A 20,490-nucleotide genomic window follows, 5' to 3' on the forward strand; every position below is an offset into this window, starting at 1 on the left:
GAGACTTAGTCGTCCCGGTTGCGGCGCTTGCGCGGGCCCTTGTCGCGGGGCTGCTCGTCCTCGAAGCCTTCGACCGGCTCGCCGGTCTCCTGATCCACGGCCTTCATGGAAAGGCGGACCTTGCCGCGATCGTCGAAGCCCAGGAGTTTCACCTTCACCTTGTCGCCTTCCTTGACGATGTCGCCAACGGATTCGACGCGGTTCGGCGCAAGCTGCGAGATGTGCACGAGACCGTCGCGGGGGCCGAAGAAGTTCACGAAGGCGCCGAAATCGACGACTTTCACAACGGTGCCCTCATAGATCTCACCGACTTCCGGCTCGGCCACAATGCCCTTGATCCAGTCCAGCGCCGCCTTGATGGAAGAGGCATCGGAGGAGGCGACCTTGATGGTGCCGTCGTCGGAGATGTCGACCTTGGCGCCGGTCTTTTCCACGATTTCGCGCACGACCTTGCCGCCCGTGCCGATCACGTCGCGGATCTTGTCGGTCGGCACCGTGATCACCTCGATGCGCGGCGCATACTCGCCCATTTCCGGGCGCGCCGTGTCGAGGGCCTTCCCCATCTCGCCGAGAATGTGCAGGCGTCCGCCCCTGGCCTGGCCAAGCGCGATCTGCATGATTTCCTCGGTGATGCCGGTGATCTTGATGTCCATCTGGAGCGAGGTCACACCCTCTTCCGTCCCGGCCACCTTGAAGTCCATATCGCCGAGATGGTCCTCATCGCCGAGAATGTCGGAGAGCACCGCAAAGCGGTCGCCTTCCTTGATGAGACCCATGGCGATACCCGCGACGGCGCGCGTAAGCGGCACGCCCGCATCCATCATCGCCAGCGACGACCCGCAGACGGTCGCCATGGAAGACGAACCGTTCGACTCGGTGATCTCCGAGACGAGGCGCAGCGTGTAGGGGAACTGATCCTTGGGCGGTAGCACGGCACGCAGCGCGCGCCAGGCAAGCTTGCCGTGACCGACTTCACGGCGACCCGTGAAGCCGACGCGGCCCGTCTCGCCCACGGAGAAGGGCGGGAAGTTGTAGTGAAGCAGGAAGTTTTCCTTGTAGGTTCCTTCCAGCGCGTCGACGAACTGCTCGTCTTCGCCGGTCCCCAGCGTAGCAACCACAAGCGCCTGCGTTTCACCGCGGGTGAAAAGCGCGGAGCCATGCGTGCGCGGCAGGATGCCCGCTTCCGACACGATGGGACGAACCGTTTCCAGGTCGCGGCCGTCGATACGGCTCTTGGTGTCGAGGATCGAGTTGCGGACGATGTCCTTCTCGATGTCCTTGAAGACACCGCTCAGCACGGTCTCGGCAATCGCATTCTCGTCTTCGGGATTGCAGAACTCGGTCTTGGCCTTGTCCTTGGCCTGAGCCACGGCTTCCTGACGGGCAGCCTTTTCCTTGATCTGATAGGCGGCGCGCAGATCGGCCTCCACCAGACCGCGGACCTTGGCCTCGATGTCGGAAGTGTCGGCCTTGTTCACCGGGCGCGGCTCTTTCGCGCATTTCTCGGCCATGCGGATGACCGCGTCGATCACCGGCTGGAACTCGCGATGGCCGAACATGACGGCACCGAGCATGACGTCTTCGGAAAGCTCCTTGGCTTCCGATTCCACCATCAGCACGGCATCGCCCGTGCCGGCGACGACGAGATCGAGTGCCGATTCCGGCATCTCGTCGATCATCGGGTTGAGCTTGTATTCGCCGTTGATATAGCCAACGCGCGCGCCGCCGATGGGGCCGAGGAACGGCAGACCCGAAATGGTCAGCGCCGCCGACACGGCAACCATTGCCACGATGTCGGGATCGTTTTCCATGTCATGGGAAAGGACGGTCGCGATGACCTGCGTCTCGTTCTTGAAGCCGGGCGCGAAGAGCGGACGGATCGGACGGTCGATGAGACGCGAAACCAGCGTTTCCTTTTCGGAGGGGCGGCCTTCGCGCTTGAAAAAACCGCCGGGGATCTTGCCAGCGGCATAGGTCTTTTCCTGGTAGTTCACGGTCAGCGGGAAGAAATCCAGTCCCGGCTTCGGAGAGCGCTCACCGACAACGGTGGCCAGCACCGAGGTCTCGCCATAGGTCGCAAGCACGGCGCCGTCGGCCTGACGGGCGATCTTGCCGGTTTCCAGGGTGAGCGTGCGCCCGCCCCATTCGATTTCTTCTCGGGTAATATCAAACATATCGGTTTCCTGTTCCGCGCCGCCGGTCCCGTCTTTCGTACCTACCACCAGACATCCCAATGACCGGGCGAACGCATATTTGCCGCTCTCGGGCGGCCGGACAAAATTGGATGGGGCCATCTGCGGAACACGCGGCCTTTTTCCGCGCCTTCACTTTATCGAGGAACCTCAGACCCAGAGACGGGGGCGATTGAGGTCCTTCCGCAGACATGCCATCCGTAAACGGACGAATGTCTCTTCAGTCAATGGCCTTGCCGACACGCCACCGCCCGGCGCTTCGCGGGGAAGCGGCGGGCGGCAATGCATCTTTCGCGGGCCTTGCGGGACCGCCTTAACGGCGGATACCCAAACGGGCGATCAGATCTTCGTAGCGCTTCTGGTCGTGCTTCTTGACGTAATCGAGAAGCGAGCGGCGCTGACTCACCATCTTCAGCAGACCGCGGCGCGAATGGTTGTCCTTCGCATGGGTCTTGAAGTGGTCGGTGAGATTGACGATCCGTTCGGTGAGAATGGCCACCTGGACTTCGGGCGAACCGGTGTCGCCGTCCTTGGAGCCGAATTCCTTGATCAGCTGAGCCTTGCGCTCTTGCGTAATCGACATCGGGGTACCTCATTCAAAATTGAAAACGCGCACGGGGCGAAGACTTCCCCTGTCGAATTCGGTCAGCGCCACCGGGTTGCCCCGATGGGTTGCCAGAACCGGACCCGATAGGATGGGTGCGTCGCGTCCGCGCAACAAAACTTCCTGCCCGTGTCTGAGGCGGCTTGCATCGTCATTGCTCAGGGCCACCGCCGGGATGTCGTCCAGCGCGGTCTCAAGCGGGAGCAGATGCGTCCGCAAGGCTTCGGAAGCGGCGGGATAATGGCTCAAAGCCAGCAATTTATCCAGAGGAATTCCGTCTTCCTCCGAAAAGGGCCCATGGCGGGTCCGCCGAAGCGCCGCCACATGCCCCACCGTGCCCAGATGGCGAGCCAGGTCGCGGGCCAGCGAGCGGGCATAAGTCCCTTTGCTGCAAAGGATTTCGACCACCGCATGGTCGGGGTCGGGGCGCGAGACAAGGCGGATTTCATGGATCGTCACAAGACGCGATTTGAGTTCGACCTCTTCGCCCGCCCGGGCCAGGTCATAGGCGCGCTCGCCATTCACCTTGATGGCCGAAAAAATCGGCGGAACCTGCTCGATCTCGCCCCGGAAGGCTTCGAGCCCGCCCCGGATTTCCTCGTCGGACGGTCGCACATCGCTTTGCGCGACGCTTTCGCCCTCGGCATCGGCGCTATTTGTTTCGACCCCGAAACGTATTGTGATGCGGTAGCCCTTGTCGGCATCCATGATGAAGGGGATCGTCTTGGTCGCCTCGCCCATCGCCACGGGCAGCAACCCGGTTGCCAGTGGGTCGAGCGTACCGGCGTGGCCGGCCTTGCGCGCATTGAAGAGGCGGCGGACCTTGTTCACGACATCGGTCGAGGTGGGGCCCGACGGCTTGTCCACGACGACCCAGCCCGTGACGGGGTCCCCCTTCTTGCGCCGGGCCATGCTGCCTACTCCTCGCCCTCATCGTCATCATGCGCGAGATCGCGCGCCACTTCGGGCGAATGCAGCAGCCTGTCCACCGCATCGGCCTGATCGAACGAGGTGTCGGGCTCGAAGGTGAGGTCGGGCATGAATTTGAAGGTCACTTCCCTGGAGAGCTGGCCACGAAGATAGCCACGCACACGGGTGAGCGCGCTCACCAGCGGCGCCGGATCGCGGGCGCCCAGCGGCGCAACGAAACAGGTCGCATGGCGCAGATCCGGGCTCACCCGTACCTCGGTAATCGTAAAGCTCACCCCCGCGAGTTCCGGATCCTGGATATTGCCGCGCGAGACGACATCGCTGAGCGCGCGACGCACGAGTTCGCCCGCCCGCAACTGGCGCTGGCTCGGGCCTTTCGCTCCGCCCTTGTTCGTTTGATGTCTGCGCATGTTTCAAACCCTGCCGAAGCGGGAAAATCGAACCCCCGCCGCATGACACGGCGAGGGCCCTGAACTGTCGAAAGGAGGCGGTTCCGCGCCCGCCCGTCGGGATCAATCAAGCGTGCGCTTGATCTCCTCGACATCGAAGCACTCGATGACGTCGCCCGACCGCATGTCCTGATAGTTCTCGAAGGCCATGCCGCATTCCTGACCGCTCTGCACTTCCTTCACTTCGTCCTTGAAGCGCTTGAGGGTGGAAAGCTTGCCTTCGTGAACCACCACATCGTCGCGGATGAGGCGGACATGGGAGCCGCGGCGCACCACGCCTTCCGTGACACGGCAGCCGGCGACCTTACCGACCTTGGAGATGTGGAACACTTCCAGGATCTCGGCATTGCCAAGGAAGGTCTCGCGCAGTTCCGGCGTCAGCATGCCGGTCATGGCGGCCTTGATGTCGTCCACAAGGTCGTAGATGACCGAGTAGTAGCGGATTTCCACATCGGCCTGTCGGGCGGCTTCCCGGGCCTGTGCATTGGCGCGGACGTTGAAGCCGATGATCGGCGCGCGCGAGGCGGTCGCCAGCGTCACGTCGGATTCGGTCACGCCGCCTACGCCCACGTGAATCACGCGGCATCGCACTTCGTCATTGCCGAGCTTCTCCACCGCCTGAACGATAGCTTCGGCGGAGCCCTGCACGTCGGCCTTCACAAGGATCGGCACCTCCTTGAGGTCCTGCTCCTTGAGCTGGGACAGCATCTGGTCGAGCGAGGTGCGCGCGCCGGCAACCCGCTTGTCCTTCTCGACGCGCTGACGATAGTCGGTGATCTCGCGCGCACGGCTTTCGTTTTCGACGACGGAAAGCACGTCGCCCGCTTCCGGCGCACCGCCAAGCCCCAGCACCTCGACGGGCACGGACGGACCGGCTTCATCGACATTCTCGCCGCGATCGTTGATGAGCGCCCGCACGCGGCCCCATTCGCGGCCCGCGACGATGACATCGCCCACATGCAGCGTACCGCGCTGGATAAGCACGGTGCCCACCGGGCCGCGGCCCTTGTCGAGCTTGGCTTCCACAATCACGCCTTCTGCGACGCGGTCGGGATTGGCCTTGAGGTCCAGAAGTTCGGCCTGGAGGAGAATGGTCTCTTCCAGCGTGTCGAGACCGAGACCGCTCTTGGCGGAAATTTCGACCGCCAGCACTTCACCGCCGAAATCTTCGGTGATGACTTCATGCTGCAGCAGCTCGTTCTTCACGCGGCTCGGATCGGCTTCCGGCTTGTCCATCTTGTTGATGGCAATGATCATCGGCACATCGGCCGCCTTGGCATGGTCGATCGCCTCGACGGTCTGCGGCATGACACCGTCATCGGCGGCCACCACCAACACCACGATATCCGTCGCCTTGGCGCCGCGGGCGCGCATGGAGGTAAAGGCGGCATGGCCGGGCGTATCGAGGAAGGTGATCTTCTTTCCCGATTCCATCTCGACCTGATAGGCGCCGATATGCTGCGTGATGCCGCCGGCTTCGCCGGCCGCCACGGATTCCTTGCGCAGCGCGTCCAGAAGCGAGGTCTTGCCGTGATCGACATGGCCCATGACGGTCACGACCGGGGCGCGCGGCCTTTTCAGTTCTTCCGGATCGTCGTCGGTGACAAGACCTTCCTCGACGTCGGATTCCGCCACGCGGCGAACGGTATGACCCATTTCTTCCACGATGAGCTGGGCGGTATCGGCGTCCACCACATCGTTGATCTTCACCATCATGCCCTGCTTCATCAGGATCTTGATGACGTCCACGGCCCGTTCGGCCATGCGGTTCGCCAGTTCCTGAATGGTGATCGTTTCGGGCACGGTGACTTCGCGCAGAACCTTTTGCGGCGCTTCGCGCGGACCGCCCATGGCCTTCTTGCGCTCGCGCTCGGCACGGCGGCGCATGGACGCCATCGACCGCTGACGCTCGCCATCGTCGTTGAGGGCCTTGTTGATGGACAGCTTGCCCGTGCGGCGGCGCGGTTCCGTGCGCGTAGCGGCCGGGCGTTTGGCAGGCGCGGGCGCCCCGGGACGCTTGGAGACGGTCTCTTCGTCCTGCTCGGGCTTTTCCTTCGCCTTGACCTTGGTGGCAGGACGGGCCGCTTCGGCCTCGGCCTTGGCCACGTCGGGCTCGGCGGGCGCCTTCTCTTCGGTGGTGCGCCTTGAATCGTCGGTCGCGCGCTTGCGCGTCGCCTGTTCCTTTTCCGCGCGCAGGGCTTCTTCCGCCGCGCGGGCCTCGGCTTCCTTGCGTTCGGCTTCGCGGGCAGCTTCCTCTTCGGCGCGCCGCTTGGCATCGATCTCGGCCTGCTTGCGCTCTTCGACCTCGCGGATGCGCGCCTGACCCAGCGCACGTTCGCGAGCCTGCTGTTCTTCCGCGGTCAGCGTGCGCAGCACGACGCCGGAGCGCGACTTGCCGCCGCCCTTCTGCGTCTCGCGGGGTTCGCGCGTTTCCCGGGGCGCTTCCTTCTTGGCGGGCGCCGCCGGTTTTTCAGCGGCGGGCGCGGCCTTGGGCGCGCTCTCGGCTGCCGGTTTCTCAGCGGACTCCGCGGTTTTCGTTGTCGCAGCCGGCTTCTCGCCGGGCTTCACGACGCGGCGCTTCTTGCGCTCGACGACCACCGACTTGGAGCGTCCATGCGAAAAATTCTGGCGCACCTGCCCGGAATCCCCCGAGCGCTTCAAGCTGAGCTTGCCGCCGGAGGTCTTCTTGCGTTCGCCTGTATCCGCCTGATCCGTCATTCCTGTCCTTCAATACCCGCGTGCGCCGTCCGAACCCGTATCCGGAACGGCCTCGTCCGGGCGATTTTTCCGCCCGAACATTTCCAGCCGGGCGAGATCCTGCCGCACCCGGTCTACCATAGGCCCCTGGAACAGGGCTGCATGTATCACATTTGCCCGTCCCAATGCCAAACTCATTTCATGCGCCCAAAGCGGCGCAAATACCGGCACATCGTCATAAATGCCCGCTTCCACGGCCATTCTGGCGCGTTGTTCCAGCTTGCGGCGGCCATCTTCGGCCCCGTCGCGCGCCTCGATCAGGCAAGCGGCGTCGCCGTCGGTGATGGTCGCCATGACCTTTTCAAAGCCGGCAACCAATGCACCGGCCTTTTTCGCCAGACCCAGCGCCTCGCCTGCGCGCCGCGCCAGCAAATCCTCGACCCGGTCCGCCAGATCAGGCGTGACCTCGAGCCGCATCCGCGCCGCCTTGGCAAAAAGGCCCCTTTTTACCGCCTTTTCCAGCGCTTCGCGGCTGACCGACACCCAGAGACCCCGGCCCGGCAACCTTCCGGCCAGATCCGGCACCACCTCGCCATCGGGACCGGCCACGAAACGGATCAGCTCCGATTTCGACCGCGTTTCACCGGTGACGATACACCGCCGCTCGGGCGCTTCCTCGCGTTTCAGAGCCTTGATCACTCAATTTTCTCCACGCGCGGACGGCCGGCGGCGGCGCCAATCAGGCCTGCGAGTCCTGCTCCACTTCGTTTTCGTCGACCGGATTGTCGACGCTGTCATCCTCTTCTTCGCCTTCTTCCGCCTCATGCGGCTTCACAAGGTCTTCCTCGGTGAGCCAGCCGGCCGCGACGCGGGCGCGCATCACGATTTCTTCGGCTTCCTCGGCGGAAACGTCGAACCCTTCGAGAATACCGTCCTCGTGGCGGCGCTCGCCGTTCACCGTTTCGTTCCAGCCCATGAGATCGTCGGTGGCGCAGCCCGCCAGATCCTCGACGCTCTTCACATCGTTTTCGCCGAAGGCCACCAGCATGCGCGGCGTCACGCCCGGCACATCGCCAAGCTCGTCGGCCACGCCCAGCTCGCGACGCTTCTCGTCATATTCGGCGTTCTGCTTTTCGATGGCCTCGACGGCGCGGGTCTGGATTTCCTGTGCCGTTTCCTCGTCGAAGCCTTCGATTTCGGCAATTTCGTCGAGATCGACATAGGCCACTTCCTCGATGGAGGAGAAGCCTTCCGACGCCAGAAGCTGGGCGATCATTTCGTCGACATCGAGCGCATCGGCAAACATGGCGCTGCGGCTCTGGAATTCGGCCTGGCGGCGTTCGCTTTCTTCCGCCTCGGTCAGGATGTCGATGTCCCAATGCGTCAGCTGCGAGGCCAGACGCACGTTCTGGCCGCGACGACCGATCGCGAGAGAAAGTTGGTCATCGGGAACCACAACTTCAATACGCTGCGCGTCTTCGTCCATCACGACCTTGACCACTTCGGCGGGGGCCAGCGCGTTGACGATGAAGCTCGCATTGTCGGGCGACCACTGGATGATATCGATCTTTTCACCCTGCAATTCGTTCACCACGGCCTGAACACGGCTGCCGCGCATACCGACGCAGGCGCCCACGGGATCGATGGAGCTGTCGTTCGACAGCACGGCGATCTTGGCGCGGCTGCCCGGGTCGCGGGCGACTTCGCGAATCTCGATGATACCGTCGTAGATTTCCGGCACTTCCTGCGCGAAGAGCTTCGCCATGAACTGAGGATGGCTGCGCGACAGGAAGATCTGCGGTCCGCGCTGTTCGCGGCGGACATCGTAAATATAGGCGCGGATGCGGTCGCCATTGCGGAAGGTTTCGCGCGGCAACAGCTCGTCGCGGCGCACGATCGCTTCGCCCCGGCCGAGATCGACAATCACATTGCCGTATTCGACACGCTTGACGATGCCGTTCACAACTTCGCCGATGCGGTCCTTATATTCCTCATACTGACGTTCGCGCTCGGCGTCGCGCACCTTCTGCACGATGACCTGCTTGGCCGTCTGCGCGGCGATACGTCCGAAATCGACCGGCGGCAGTTCGTCTTCGATCAGATCGCCGAGTTCGGCGGCGGGGTTACGGCGCTGCGCGGATTTCAGGTCGATCTGCACGGCGTCGTTTTCGACAGCCTCGACGATCTCCAGAAGACGCACGAGACGGATGTCGCCGGTCTTGGGATCGATGCGGGCGCGAATTTCGTTTTCCTGGCCGTAGCGCGAGCGGGCCGCCTTCTGAATGGCTTCCGCCATCGCTTCCAGCACCACTTCGCGGTCGATCGACTTTTCCCGGGCCACCGCATCCGCGATCTGCAGAAGTTCAAGCCGGTTGGCGCTCACTGCCGTTGCCATGTCTTTTTCTCCGTCGGGGGTCCGCGATCAGCCGCGGCCCTGCCTTTTCAGACTTTCCTTGATGAGATCGTCGTTCATGACGAGCTTTGCATCTGCGACCTGCCCGAAGGCAAAGCCCAGAGTTTGCGGCTCGCTGAAACCTTCCACTTCGCAGGCGACGAGAACTTCATCGTTCTCGAAGCCCTGCAATTCTCCCCGGAACCGTTTTCGGCCGTCCACCGGCTCGCCCAGTTCCAGCTTCACCTCGAAGCCTTCCCAGCGCTCGAAATCCTTCGGCCGCGTCAGCGGACGGTCGATGCCGGGCGACGAAAGCTCCAGATTGTATTCCGTCGAAATCGGGTCTTCCACGTCGAGCAATGCGGACACGGCGCGGGAAAGGTCCTCGCAATCCTGCACCACCATCGTACCGTCGGGACGCTCGGCCATGATCTGCAGCGTGTGCCCGTCCTGCAGGCCGTAACGCACGCGCACGATCTCATAGCCCATATCGGCCGCGGTGGGCCGGATCAGGTCGAAGATCCGCCGCGGAATGCCCGGCGCGGCAATGAGATGGGTGTCGAGACGCGGATCGCCCGTCCCGTTTTCGCCCTCTGCGTCGCCTGCTGCCTGATCGGCGGCTGTCGCGTTCATCCCGGCTCCGATTGCCAAAACAGGGCTCTAAAAACAAAAAAAGCGGGCCCCCGTTTCCGGAGACGACCCACTCTGAAAGAGCGCCATCAATTGAGGGTTCTTATACGCCCTAAACCCTCGTCCTGGCAAGGGGTTCGCTTGTTCAGGAGGGTTACAGGCGGCGGAAATCGAGATAGGCGGGGGTTCGGCCCTCGCGGATCGCCTTTTCCTCATAGCGCGTGCCGGGCCAGTCTTGCGGCGCGTCGCGCCAGTCCGACGGACATTCCGCCAGCCATTCGAGCGCGCCTTCGCCATGCGCCCTTTCGCGATTGTGGCGAAGGATGCGGGCGAGCGTCCAGCCGACATAATCGGGAATATCGCTCGCAAAACGCAGCTGCCCGCCCGGCTTGAGCGCACGGGCGATGAGCGCCAGCGTTTCGGCATTGATGAAACGGCGTTTGTTGTGGCGCTTTTTCGGCCAGGGGTCGGGATAGAGAATGAAGATGCGCGACAGGCTTTCCGGTTCCAGCCTTTCCAGAAGGAAACGGGCGTCGTCGCTCAGGACGCGCACATTGGACAGCTCGTGCGTCTCGATCTCGGCCAGCAGCTTGGCCACGCCGTTGATGAAGGGCTCGCAGCCGATAATCCCGGTATCGCTGTTCCGGCCGGCCTGAAAAATCAGATGCTCACCGCCTCCGAAACCGATTTCGAGCCAGACTTCTTTCGTGCCCGGCTCGAAAAGTGCTGCCGGGTCGAGCGGCGTCTTGCCCTCGAGCGGCACCGAAATGCGCGGCAGCAGCGTCTCCATCAGATCGCTCTGATGCTCGCGCAAACGTTTGCCCCGCCGCCGCCCGTAGACGTGGCGTCTCTCGGGCGAAGGACGGGGCAAATCTTCTCTTTCGCGGTCGGCGCTGTTCATGGCGCCGTAATGGCTCAATCGCCAGTCGCGATCAACCGCTTACTTGATGGCGGCTGCGATCTTGTCGGCAATGTCGGTCTTCTCCCAAGAGAAACCGCCATCGCTGTCGGGCTTGCGGCCGAAATGGCCGTAAGCGGCGCTGCGTGCATAGATCGGCTTGTTGAGCTCAAGATGCTCGCGAATGCCGCGCGGGCTGAGGTCCATGCATTCGGCAACGGCCTTTTCGACCGCTTCCTCGCCGACCTTGCCCGTGCCGTGCAGATCGCAATAGATCGACAGCGGCTTGGAGACGCCGATCGCATAGGCGAGCTGGATGGTGCAGCGATCGGAAAGACCGGCCGCCACGACATTCTTCGCCAGATAGCGCGCCGCATAGGCCGCCGAACGGTCGACCTTCGTCGGATCCTTGCCGGAAAAGGCACCGCCGCCATGGGGCGCCCAGCCGCCATAGGTGTCGACGATGATCTTGCGGCCGGTGAGGCCCGCGTCGCCATCGGGGCCGCCAATGACGAACTTGCCCGTGGGGTTCACGTAGAACTCTTCTTCCGGCGGGAACCAGCCGTCCGGCAGAACCTTCTGGACGTGCTGACGCACGATCTCGCGAAGTTCTTCCTGCGAGGCTTCTTCCTTGTGCTGGGTCGACACGACCACGGAACGCACGCCAACCGGCTTGTTGTTCTCGTAGGTCATGGTGACCTGGCTCTTCGCATCCGGCTCGAGCAGCGTGCCGCCCGCGTGACGGGCTTCGGCCATGCTCTTCAGAATCTTGTGCGAATAGTCGATGGGCGCCGGCATCAGATCCGGCGTCTCGGTGCAGGCATACCCGAACATGATGCCCTGGTCGCCGGCGCCTTCGTCCTTGTTTCCGGCCGCGTCCACGCCCTGCGCGATATGGGCGGACTGCTCATGCAGCAGGACCTCGACGTCGGCGGTCTTCCAATGGAAGCCCTCCTGCTCGTATCCGATGTCCTTGATCGCCTGGCGAGCCGTTTCCTCGATCTGGTCCTTGGTGATCGATTCCGGGCCGCGCACTTCGCCGGCCAGCACCACCTTATTGGTGGTGGTCAGGCATTCGCAGGCCACACGGGAATAAGGATCACCCGAAAGGTAAAGATCGAGCACGGAATCGGAAATCCTGTCGCAAACCTTGTCGGGATGCCCTTCGGAAACTGATTCACTGGTGAACAGGAAATTTGACCGTGCCAAATTTATCTCCCTCGTTTCGAGATGAGTGTCATGCGGCGCAGGGGAATGGCTCCGCCCGGCGCGCTCAGACCCGCTTCCGCGCCCATCCGCCAGGATGGCCGCCGGGGGTACGGGCGTTATTGGTTCTTTCGATGCGGCCGGCGCAGCCCTATGCAGCGCCAGACGCGCCATAGGTTCTTGCAAGGATCGCTGGCCGGGTCAACATCTGTGTAAAAAGATATGCACATAAGTGCATATCGATTTTGTGTCAGTCGCTCGCCGCAGCCCCGGCCCCCTCAAGGGGAAAGTCGATTTCTTCCCTATTTGCCAATAGCTTAATCAGGTCCAGCAACCGCTTTCGCAGGCCGGGATCGCTGATCGAGAAGAAAGCGGCATTGAGCTGAATGCCCTCCGTCGTGGACAGCAATTCAAAGTCGAACCCGGTATCCGACGCCTCTTCGGCGGCCGATGCGGCCTCCAGCCCTTCATAAAAATAGGATACCGGAACGCCCAGAACCTGCGCGATCTGATAGAGACGACTGGCTCCCACGCGGTTGGAGCCTTTTTCGTATTTCTGGACTTGCTGAAAGGTAAGTTCGAGAGATTCGCCCAGCTTTTCCTGGCTCATGCCAATCAGCATACGACGCATTCGTATTCTCCCACCGACATGAATATCGACGGGATTCGGCGGTTTCCTGCTCACACAGCCCCCAATACCTTGCCTACATCCTTGTGCCCCACCCGGTCACATTACAACCGATAGCACCGGTAAGTTGCGTTACGCAACTAAGGGTGGGGACAGACAGGTTTCGTCACGCCTTCAGGGACGGACTCCGCCATGCGGAGAGCAGGAAAAGCAGAACGCCCAGGAACAGGACAAATCCATCGCCGAGCCGCGCATAAAGCGTCGGCGGCAGGGCGGCGGGCAAGCGCGCATCGATGACGCCCTGCGTGTTCAGCGGCAAGGTGTCGAGCAACCGGCCATAAGGGTCGATCATGGCCGACACCCCGTTATTGGCCGACCGCGCCAATGGCAGGCCCTGTTCCACGGCCCGGAGACGGGCCTGCGCCAGGTGCTGGTAAGGACCGCTGGTGGTGCCGAACCAGGTGTCGATCGTGATGTTCACCAGCCATTCGGGCCGATCCCCCGGCGCAACCGCTTCACGCGGGAAGATCACCTCGTAGCAAATCAGCGGGCCGACCGGCGGCATGCCCTTCACATGAAGCGTGGCCGGGCCCGTGCCGGTATCGAAACTGCCCCTGAAATGGGAGAGCTTCTCGAAGCCGATCTCTGCCATGAAATGGCGGAAGGGAACATATTCGCCGAAGGGGACCAGATGGTGTTTGTCATAGACCGCCTGAACCTTACCTTCGGACCCCACGACATAAAGGCTGTTGTAGAACCGGCGAAGTCTGTCGGGTGGCCCGTCCGGCGCGGGTTCGCCGCGGTTGGAGCCGGCGATGAGCAAGGCGCCAGGCGGCAGCATGCGGGCGATGGCCGCCAGGACATAGGGCTCGCGCGCCAGCAGCACTTCCACGGCATCTTCCGGCCAGACGATGATCGTGTCGCCGTCAGGCCCGAGCGGTCGTTTGCGCGTCGCCTCGGCGCTCATGCGCAAAAGCTTGCCGATGATCGAGACGATCCGTTCATTGCGGTCGTCATTGGCGGTGGCAAAGGGCGTATTGGGCTGAACGATGCGGATCGAATAATTGCCGTTATGGGCCGTTTCGGCGGCTGCGAGCCTTACCGCGCCGCCGACCCAGACCAGCATCAGCGCCACGGCTGCAACAAGGAGAGGCGCAAAGTGCTCCGCCCCGTTATGCGGCTTTGCGCCCGCCCGCCTTGCCGGCATCCGCGTATCGAAGGCGGCAAGCGATCCCGCCGTCAGCATGACGATCAGGCTCAGCCCGGCCGCGCCGACAAGAGCTGCCGCCTGCATCATGGCATCCGAAGCGAGGAGGCTTTCGCCGATCCGGTTCCAGGGAAAGCCGGTGAACAGAATGCCGCGCAGCCACTCGAACGCGGTCCAGCTCACCGCCAGAACCGCGATGCGCCGATAGCCTGCAAACCAGAAAAGCCGGGCGACCATCGCGGCGAGCCCGGCATAGATCGCCATGCCCGCCGGCAGAAGCGTGACGGCGAAAGGCAGGAAGACGGCGAATTTGTCGGCCTGAACCAGAAAGGCCTCGCCAACCCAGTACAGGCCGAAAAAGAAATAGCCGAAGCCGAAGAACCAGCCTGTGAAGAAGGCCTTGCCCAGCACCTTGCGGCGGTGGCCGCGGACCGGTTCTCCCACCCCGTCGAGCAGCCAGACAAGCACGGGGATCGTCAGGAAGAGGATCGGCCAGAACCCGAATGGCTGAAGCGCGAGGACACTCAACGCCCCCGCCAGAAAGGCGGCGCCAAGACGGTGCCAGCGGCGCATTTCCGACAGCCTGTCGGCGATCCGTTCGACATGGCGCGCCGCCCAGTCCAGACGTTCCTCGATCTTCATGAACCCGGCTCAGCCTTCCTGACGCGGCGTGCCGTCGACGGCAGGCGGCGATGCGGTTTCCACCTTGCCGGCCTCGGCCCCCGGCGGGCCCTTTTCCGCCGAACGGCGCGAGGCGAGGTGGATACGCAGCTTCTTGATACGGCGCGGATCGGCATCCTTCACTTCGAATTCGATCCCGGCGGGATGGCTGATCAGTTCGCCCCGCAGCGGCACGCGCCCGACCAGCGAGAAGACAAGGCCGCCCAGCGTATCGACGTCGTTTTCCTCTTCCTCGTCGGTCAGCTTGAGCCCCAGCATCTCCTCCAGTTCTTCGACCTCGCAGCGCGCATCGGCGTCAATGGTGCCGTCGGGACGCTTGGTCAGCGTCGGACCGGCTTCGATGTCGTGCTCATCCTCGATGTCGCCGACGATCTCCTCGACCAGATCCTCGATCGAGACGAGACCGTCCGTACCGCCATATTCGTCGATGACCAGCGCCATATGGATGTGCGTCGCCTGCATTTTCAGCAGAAGGTCGAGCGCGGGCATGGATGGCGGCACGAAGATCACATTGCGCCTGATGTCGCGCAGCGAGAAGCTGTTGCGGGAAAGCGAAGCGGCCCGATCGTTTCCGGCCTCCGTTCCCGTGCCATTCCCGTCGCCGGTCGCGGAGGGCACGGCGAGATAGGCCATTACATCCTTGATGTGGACCATGCCGATGGGGTCGTCCAGCGTCTCGCGATAGATCGGCATGCGCGAATGACTGGACTGGCTATAGAGCTGGAAGAGCTCCTCCAGCGTCGCGCCTTCTTCCACTGCGACCACATCGGCGCGCGGCACCATCACATCTTCCACCCGGAGCTCGCCGAAGCTCAGGATGTTGATGAGCATATGGCGCTCTTCCTCGGTCAGGCTGCGGCGCGTGTCGTCATGCTCCTCGATGACCTCTTCCAGGCTGTCGCGCAGCGTATGGTCACCATTGCCGCCCACGCCGAAAAGCGCCATCAGCCAGGAGCGGAACTTTGCCCTGGACGGTTTGCGCTCGGGCGCATCGTGTCTGGCGGGAGCGAGCGGAGAGGGGTCGGGTCTGTCGGTCGTATCAGCCATTGGATTTGCGAAAAAGAGTGCCGTTCCGGGGTTCAATGCTGGGAGGCATAGGGATCGGCGATGCCCAGATCTTCGAGGATGTCGCGTTCCAGGGCCTCCATCTCCTCGGCCTCTTCGTCTTCCATGTGGTCATGACCAAGAAGATGCAGCACGCCATGCACGACGAGATGGGTGAGATGATCGGAGAGGCTCTTGTGCTGCTCCACGGCTTCGCGCGCGATGGTTTCGCGGGCGAGAACCACGTCGCCAAGCAATGCGCTCTCTTCCGGCAGAAGCGGCTCGCCGCCGGCCATGCCGGGCATTTCCATGGCGGGAAAGGAGAGTACGTTGGTGGGCGCATCCTTGCCGCGATAGGTCCGGTTCAGGGCCTGGACGAGCTTGTCGTCGCCCAGCACCACGCAAAGCTCCGCGCCCTCGGCGTCGCCTGCGACCACATAGGCATGTTCGGCCGCCCGCCTTACGATTTCGGCGGTCCCGCTGTCCCAATCACCTGCTTCGCGAACGATATCGATGGTCAGTCCGGAGACCGGACTTCGCGCCGGGGTGGAGCGTTTCGGACGGGCATGATCGCCCGATGGCGGGGCATCGCCGGCGCCGCCTCCCGAATGTCCATTTCCGCGTGGGGGGTCACCCGCGCTCATTTGCCATCCTTTCGGTGTTCCTGCTCGCCCGGCTTCCGGCTTTCATTGCCGTGATTTGACGTGTCGAGCAGGCCGCGTTCATGAAAGTTATAGGCCTTGACGATCCGTGTCACGAGCGGATGACGCACCACGTCCACATCGGAAAACCGTACCGTGGCCGTGCCCTTTACGCCGTCGAGTACGTCCAGGGCGTCCTTGAGGCCGGACTTGGCGCCCAGAGGCAGATCCACCTGGCTCGGATCGCCGGTAATGGCCATGCGGCTGTTTTCGCCCAGCCGGGTCAGGAACATCTTCATCTGCACCGGCGTACAGTTCTGCGCCTCGTCCAGAATGACGTAGGAATTGGCGAGCGTCCGTCCGCGCATAAAGGCCAGCGGCGCCACCTCGATCTCGCCGGACTCGATCCCCTTCATCGCCTCCACGCCCGGCAGCGTGTCGTAAAGCGCGTCGTAGAGAGGCCTCAGATAGGGATCGATCTTCTCTTTCAGGTCGCCGGGCAGGAAACCCAGACGCTCGCCCGCCTCCACCGCGGGGCGCGACAGAATGATCCGATCGACACGTTTCTGGAGCAGCATGGAAACGGCGACGGCAACCGCGAGATAGGTCTTGCCGGTACCCGCCGGGCCCACGCCGAAGACGAGCTCATTGTTGAAGAGTGCGTCGATATAGGCGGCCTGCGTCTGGGAGCGCGGGGTGATCGTCCGCCGCTTGGTCACGATCTGCAGGCGACCGCCCGGTTCGCGCGCCTCGGCCGCAGCCTCCGTATTGCTGGATTGCGCCATGCGGATCGCGCCGTCCACTTCGCCCGCATTCACATCCTGACCGGATTTCAAACGGGCATAGAGATCCTTGAACACGCGGCCTGCCTGGTCGCGCGCTTCCGCCGTGCCGGTGATGACCAGCTTGTTGCCCCGCGAGGTCGCGACAATGTCGAGCCCCTGTTCGATGCGGGCCAGATGCCGGTCATTGGCACCGAAAAGTTCGGTCAGGAGGGAATTGTCGTCGAACGCCAGGACGAGGCTTTCGCCGCCGCCCGAAGCGCTGGAAACGCTCGTCATTCCTCCGGTCTCGTTCCGTCGTCCACCCGTTGCACTCAAATGCGCTCATCCCTGGTGGCCATATTGCGGGAGGTCCCGCTCAGGCGGTCTGCACTGCCTTCTCCACGATGCGGCCGCGCAAGCTGTTGGCGTGACCTTCATCGATAACGACTTCGGCCAGGCGGCCGAACAGTTCTTCCGGCGCCTCGTCGACATGCACCGATTGCAGATAGGGGCTGCGCCCCACAAGCTGCGCATCTCCGCGCCCGCGCCTGTCGAAGAGCACCGGCATGACGCGGCCCGCGCAAGCGCGGTTGAAGGCGAGCTGCTGTTCGTTCAACAGGGCCTGAAGACGCTGCAACCTTTCCGACTTCACCTCTTCGGCAAGCTGATCCTCCTCCGTCGCCGCGGGCGTACCGGGGCGCGGGGAATATTTGAAGGAATAGGCCTGCGCATATTTCACCTCGCTTACGAGGTCGAGCGTCGCCTGGAAATCCTCTTCCGTCTCGCCGGGAAAGCCGACGATGAAGTCTCCCGACATGGCGATGTCGGGGCGGGCGGCGCGGATGCGCTCGATGAGGCGCAGATAGCTTTCCGCCGTGTGCTTGCGGTTCATCGCCTTCAGGATGCGGTCGGAGCCCGCCTGAACCGGCAGATGCAGATAGGGCATCAGCTTGTCGACCTCCGCATGGGCGGCGATCAGTTCGTCGTCCATATCGCGGGGATGGCTCGTCGTGTAGCGAATGCGCTCCAGACCCGGAATCTCCGCAAGCCGCCGGATCAGACCGCCCAGCGTGGTGTCGCGGCCGGCATCGTCTTCGCCGTGATAGGCGTTCACATTCTGGCCAAGCAATGTGACCTCGCGTACGCCCGCCTGCGCGAGCGCTTCCGCCTCGCCGAGAAGCCGCGTTACGGGACGCGAATATTCGCCGCCACGCGTATAGGGCACGACGCAGAAGGCGCAGAACTTGTCGCAGCCTTCCTGCACGGTCAGGAACGCCGTCGCTCCCCGTGCGAGCGTCTTGCGCTTTTCCGCCATGGGGAGGCTCTCGAATTTCGCCTCCACGGGAAACTCCGTCTCCACGATGCCCGGCGAGCCATTATCGAGGCGGGCCACATATTCCGGCAGGCGGTGATAGGTCTGGGGCCCAACCACGAGATCGACGGCGGGCGCGCGGCGGCGCATCTCCTCACCCTCCGCCTGTGCCACGCAACCGGCCACGCCGATCATCAGACGCTCGCCTTTCGCGGCCCTTTCCTCCTTGAGACGGCGCAGGCGGCCCAGTTCCGAATAGACCTTCTCGGCGGCCTTTTCGCGGATATGGCAGGTGTTGAGGAGGATAAAATCCGCCTCTTCGGGCGTCTCGACCTCGGCATAGCCGTTCGGCGCCATGACATCGGCCATGCGGGCGCTGTCATAGACGTTCATCTGGCAGCCATAGGTCTTGATGAAAATCTTGCGGGCGGGCGCACCGGCGGGGCGGTCACTGCTTTCGAGGCCGGGGCCTTCCGGTTGCGTTGGCTGTTCGGACGCTGAAGTGTCAGACAATGGGTGCTCGTTTCCTCAAACCGTTGAGCAACTCTCCGGGACCGCCCTTCTCTTCCATGCGCGGCCAGCCGGCCCGCATACGATCTGTCGACCCAAACGCTATCACGTTCGCGACAGCGGCGGGAGAGGGTGTTCGCCGGATGCGATCTTGTGAAGAGGCCGTCCTTCCGGGCGCCGCCATTATCGGGCGACTGCCGCCTCGGGGGCGACCTGGGCCGCGGGCCGGTCGGCTGCGACCTCCTCGGGACCGGGAACATGACGGCCCGTCAGCGCGCGCGCAAGCCCGATCCGGCAACAGGCCTCGCAATAATTGGCCAGCGCCTTGCGGTTGCCGATTTCCCGGATGGTGACCGGGCGGTGATATTCCATCACCACGTCGATCGGGCCCTTCTTGAAAGCCTCCCAGAGATGGGGCACCAGCTCCATATCGCCATACCAGGCGAAGAAGGGGCGGTTGTGGCGTCCCATGGGCAAACCGTGAAGGCTGGTATAGGCGACGGAAATCGGCTGAACGACGAGGTCGTCTTCGCGATCGTCCTCGCCATTGACGACGGCAAGCTGGGCTACGCTCATCAGCGCGCTCTTGAAAGTCAGCACACGATTGCCGTCGCTGGAGGTGCCTTCGGGAAAGAGCACCAGCCTGTCGCCCTGCGCGATCCGCGAATGAATGAGGTTGCGCGACTGGGCGGTCCGGGTCCGGCGCTCGCGTTCCACAAAGACCGTGTCCTGAAGGCGGGCCAACGTCCCGAAGAAAGGCCATCCCGCGACTTCGCTCTTGGCGACGAAGGAAATCGGCAGGACCGAACTCATGATCGGGATGTCGAGCCAGGAGGTATGGTTGGCGGTAAACAGGCAGGCGCCGTCCTGATGCGGCTCGCCGCGCACGATCACGCGGATGCCGATGAGCCGGCACAGGAAGCGGTGATAATGGAGCGGGATCGTCTTCGCCGCGGGAAGGCGGAGCTTGCGCGCCACCGCCTGAACCGGCATCAGAAAGAGCGCGGACAGGATGAAGCCCGTCAGAAGCGTTGTCGCGCGCAAGGTGCCCATAGCGTTATCCGGTACCCTGCCGCTGGCGGCGGGGCGCCGTCCCTTTCCCTGTTGAGCGCGACGTGCCGTCATCGGCCGTCGCCTAATCCTGTTTCTTGTCCTGAGACTTGTCTTTCAGGGGCGTTCCATAAAGCTCGAGGCGGTGATCCACAAGGTCGTAACCCAGCTCGCGCGCCACGATTCGCTGCAGACGCTCGATCTCATCGTTCTGAAACTCGACGACCCTTCCCGTCGAAACATCGATCAGGTGATCGTGATGATCTTCCGTCACCTGTTCGTAGCGCGAACGGCCGTCGCGGAAATCGTGCCGCTCGAGGATACCGGCTTCCTCGAACAGGCGAACCGTCCGGTAGACGGTGGCGATCGAAATCTTGTCATCGACCTTGGATGCCCGACGATAGACCTCTTCCACATCGGGATGGTCCGTCGCGACGGACAGCACCTGCGCAATGACCCGCCGCTGGTCGGTCATGCGCATGCCGGCCTTGATGCACAGATTTTCGATCCTGTGCGGATCGGAAGGATGATCTTCCGGACGGATGGTTTCCGTCGATGTGTTCATGTCACTCATGGGGCTATATTAGGTGATCGCAACCCGCCTTGTCACCAACAGGCGACCGTCTTTCGCTCTCGCAAAAACCCCGTTAAAAAC

18 protein-coding genes are annotated in these 20,490 nt (G+C 63.2%); all 18 read right to left on the minus strand.

Going from position 1 to position 20,490, the window contains the following annotated elements:
- Positions 1-5: 5 nt before the first annotated feature.
- Positions 6-2,174, minus strand: coding sequence for a polyribonucleotide nucleotidyltransferase (gene pnp, locus FHS78_RS12240; protein WP_167094657.1), 2,169 nt, complete (start codon positions 2,172-2,174; stop codon positions 6-8).
- Positions 2,175-2,505: 331 nt separating this feature from the next.
- Positions 2,506-2,775, minus strand: coding sequence for a 30S ribosomal protein S15 (rpsO, locus tag FHS78_RS12245; protein WP_167094658.1), 270 nt, complete (start codon positions 2,773-2,775; stop codon positions 2,506-2,508).
- Between the two features lie 9 nt (positions 2,776-2,784).
- Positions 2,785-3,708: a tRNA pseudouridine(55) synthase TruB gene (truB, locus tag FHS78_RS12250; protein WP_167094659.1), complete on the minus strand. Its 924-nt coding sequence runs from the start codon at positions 3,706-3,708 to the stop codon at positions 2,785-2,787.
- Between the two features lie 5 nt (positions 3,709-3,713).
- Entirely contained in the window at positions 3,714-4,136 is a 423-nt protein-coding gene (gene rbfA / locus FHS78_RS12255) for a 30S ribosome-binding factor RbfA (RefSeq protein ID WP_167094660.1), read from the minus strand.
- Positions 4,137-4,238: 102 nt separating this feature from the next.
- Positions 4,239-6,893 (minus strand): translation initiation factor IF-2, encoded by a 2,655-nt coding sequence (gene infB / locus FHS78_RS12260; RefSeq protein WP_167094661.1) that lies wholly within the window; start codon positions 6,891-6,893, stop codon positions 4,239-4,241.
- Positions 6,894-6,902: 9 nt separating this feature from the next.
- Positions 6,903-7,571, minus strand: coding sequence for an RNA-binding protein (locus FHS78_RS12265; RefSeq protein ID WP_167094662.1), 669 nt, complete (start codon positions 7,569-7,571; stop codon positions 6,903-6,905).
- A gap of 40 nt (positions 7,572-7,611) precedes the next feature.
- The gene (gene nusA, locus FHS78_RS12270; protein ID WP_167094663.1) at positions 7,612-9,267 is read right to left on the minus strand and encodes a transcription termination factor NusA; all 1,656 of its coding nucleotides are present in this window, start codon (positions 9,265-9,267) and stop codon (positions 7,612-7,614) included.
- A 27-nt stretch (positions 9,268-9,294) separates the two neighbouring features.
- Positions 9,295-9,897: a ribosome maturation factor RimP gene (gene rimP / locus FHS78_RS12275; protein ID WP_167094664.1), complete on the minus strand. Its 603-nt coding sequence runs from the start codon at positions 9,895-9,897 to the stop codon at positions 9,295-9,297.
- Positions 9,898-10,048: 151 nt separating this feature from the next.
- A complete protein-coding gene (gene trmB / locus FHS78_RS12280; RefSeq protein WP_167094754.1) occupies positions 10,049-10,795 on the minus strand; it encodes a tRNA (guanosine(46)-N7)-methyltransferase TrmB in 747 nt (248 codons plus the stop codon).
- Between the two features lie 39 nt (positions 10,796-10,834).
- Positions 10,835-12,001 (minus strand): methionine adenosyltransferase, encoded by a 1,167-nt coding sequence (gene metK / locus FHS78_RS12285; RefSeq protein WP_167094665.1) that lies wholly within the window; start codon positions 11,999-12,001, stop codon positions 10,835-10,837.
- Positions 12,002-12,248: 247 nt separating this feature from the next.
- Entirely contained in the window at positions 12,249-12,629 is a 381-nt protein-coding gene (locus FHS78_RS12290; protein ID WP_167094666.1) for a helix-turn-helix domain-containing protein, read from the minus strand.
- 163 nt (positions 12,630-12,792) lie between these two features.
- Positions 12,793-14,475 carry an apolipoprotein N-acyltransferase gene (lnt, locus tag FHS78_RS12295; protein ID WP_167094667.1) on the minus strand — a complete coding sequence of 561 codons (1,683 nt, stop codon included), beginning with the start codon at positions 14,473-14,475 and terminating at the stop codon, positions 12,793-12,795.
- 9 nt (positions 14,476-14,484) lie between these two features.
- A complete protein-coding gene (locus tag FHS78_RS12300; RefSeq protein WP_167094668.1) occupies positions 14,485-15,561 on the minus strand; it encodes a hemolysin family protein in 1,077 nt (358 codons plus the stop codon).
- Between the two features lie 32 nt (positions 15,562-15,593).
- Positions 15,594-16,202, minus strand: a complete 609-nt coding sequence (gene ybeY / locus FHS78_RS12305) for an rRNA maturation RNase YbeY (protein WP_167094669.1) — start codon at positions 16,200-16,202, stop codon at positions 15,594-15,596.
- Positions 16,199-17,260, minus strand: a complete 1,062-nt coding sequence (locus FHS78_RS12310; RefSeq protein ID WP_167094670.1) for a PhoH family protein — start codon at positions 17,258-17,260, stop codon at positions 16,199-16,201. The genes ybeY and FHS78_RS12310 overlap by 4 nt, the downstream gene beginning before the upstream one ends.
- Before the next feature lie 79 nt (positions 17,261-17,339).
- Positions 17,340-18,788, minus strand: coding sequence for a tRNA (N6-isopentenyl adenosine(37)-C2)-methylthiotransferase MiaB (miaB, locus tag FHS78_RS12315; protein WP_246220474.1), 1,449 nt, complete (start codon positions 18,786-18,788; stop codon positions 17,340-17,342).
- 180 nt (positions 18,789-18,968) lie between these two features.
- Positions 18,969-19,838 carry a lyso-ornithine lipid O-acyltransferase gene (gene olsA, locus FHS78_RS12320; protein ID WP_205305300.1) on the minus strand — a complete coding sequence of 290 codons (870 nt, stop codon included), beginning with the start codon at positions 19,836-19,838 and terminating at the stop codon, positions 18,969-18,971.
- Positions 19,839-19,920: 82 nt separating this feature from the next.
- On the minus strand, positions 19,921-20,400 hold the full coding sequence (locus FHS78_RS12325) for a Fur family transcriptional regulator (protein ID WP_167094756.1): 480 nt from the start codon (positions 20,398-20,400) through the stop codon (positions 19,921-19,923).
- Between the last annotated feature and the right edge of the window lie 90 nt (positions 20,401-20,490).

The sequence above is a fragment of the Parvibaculum indicum genome (genome assembly GCF_011762095.1).
GTDB lineage: Bacteria > Pseudomonadota > Alphaproteobacteria > Parvibaculales > Parvibaculaceae > Parvibaculum > Parvibaculum indicum.